Annotated in this window: 2 protein-coding genes; both read left to right on the top strand. The window is 41.9% G+C overall.

Features of this window, described 5'->3' with window-relative positions:
• Positions 1-813 (top strand): peptidase domain-containing ABC transporter (locus AC52RT_RS06600; protein ID WP_495540009.1); only part of this gene is annotated, 813 nt, incomplete at its 5' end.
• The coding region (locus AC52RT_RS06605; RefSeq protein WP_495540010.1) for a S8 family serine peptidase at positions 794-1,863 on the top strand (1,070 nt) is incomplete at its 3' end. The genes AC52RT_RS06600 and AC52RT_RS06605, both read left to right, overlap by 20 nt.

A 1,863-nucleotide genomic window follows, 5' to 3' on the forward strand; every position in this document is an offset into this window, starting at 1 on the left:
TACGATGTCATGAGCGGAACAGAGGAGAAACAAGGTGAGGCCCAGGAAAGCCTGGCCCTCAAAGGAGAAATCGAGTTGAAAAATGTTTTCTACAAGCATAACTTCTTCAGTGATTACTCCCTTAAAGATGTTTCTTTTAAAGTTAACTCCGGTGAAAGAGTAGCGGTAGTAGGGGCATCTGGGTCGGGCAAAAGTACATTGGTGAAGATTCTATTAGGGCTTTATAAGCCGACAGAAGGAGACGTTTATGTTGACCGAAAGTCCATAAATGAATATGAGCTGGGGCAGCTTAGACAAAACATGGGCGTAGTGTTCCAAGAAGCTCGGCTATTCAACAAGACTATTTATGAAAATATAGCACTGGCTAAGGAAGATATGCCTTTGGAGGAGGCCGTAGTAGCTGCACATAGGGCCAACATTCATGAGGAGATCATGAAGCTTCCTTTAAATTATTACACGACAGTATCTGAATTCGGGATAAATTTCTCCGGCGGGCAGCGTCAACGAATGATTTTAGCCCGTGCCCTTGCACAAAATTCATCCATATTAATTCTGGATGAGGCTACAAGTGCGTTGGATACCGTTTCAGAGAAGAATATTTCTGATTATTTAAAAACTTTGGAAACCACACAGATTTTGATCGCACACCGTCTAAGCACTGTAAAAGATGTAGACCGAATCATCGTTATGGATAAAGGGGAGATTGTGGAAATTGGGAATCACCAAGAGTTATTGAGCAAAAAAGGATATTATTATCGTCTTTATACGACGCAACAATTAGAGGAGGAAAAGAATGAAGAAATGGTCGTTTAAATATTCGCTTTTGGCCTTGGGGGTGCTTTTCCTAGTATCCCATGAGGAAGCAAAAGCAACAGATGCAACTTATCTATATGGCTTAAAAGAGAGCGCGCCTATCGAGGAGATCATCGAAACGTTGGAAGAGAAATCTCTAGATTACAACTTTATTGAAGAAATCCGAATGCTTAGTATCGAAGGAGCTTCAAGCAAGCAGGCACTAGATGAATATGGCTCATCCATCGAATGGAGTGGACCGGAGCAAGTAATAGAAGTTAAACCGGAAGCAGTAACGGTCCCAACAGCTTTAGAGGAAAAAACGGGTTCCAGATATGATTCCTGGAGATGGGATATCAACAGAGTCACTAATAATAGCGCGACTTATGGAATTGAAAAAGGTAATCATACGGTAAAAGTTGCTGTAGTAGATAGCGGAATTGATTTTAATCATCCGGATTTAGCTTCAAATATTGTGGGCGTTGGGAAGAGCTTTGTCCCTGGTATTACAACGACACAAGATTATCTGGGACATGGAACAATGGTTGCAGGGGTGATTGCATCCAATGGCAATTTAAAAGGTGTTGCTCCTGAGGTGGGGTTAGTGCCATATAAGGTGTTTCATACAGATGCTGCTGATTCCATGTGGGTTGTAGAAGCAATTGTAGAAGCAGCCAAAGATGATATGGATGTTATCAATTTAAGCTTGGGGACATACAAGTCATTGAAAAAGAAAGAGGATCAGGCTGTCATCGAAGCATATCGCCGAGCTGTAAAATTTGCAACGAAAGAAGGCAGTATTATTATTGCCTCTGCCGGCACGGATGGTTATGACATGAGTAACCCTAAAGATTTAGCCGAACAGCTTGGAGAGCCGGATGATGTACAGATACACCTGCCAGGAGGGGGATTATCTGATGTTGTGACGGTCTCAGCAACTAATAAGTTAGACCAGTTATCCTTCTATTCGAATTTTGGAACCCAAGTTAATATTGCAGCGCCAGCGGGGGATTATGGTGAGGATTATGAAACATTAGGACAAATAAAATTAGATGCGATGACGATTACAAC

The sequence above is a fragment of the Peribacillus sp. genome (assembly GCF_059453735.1).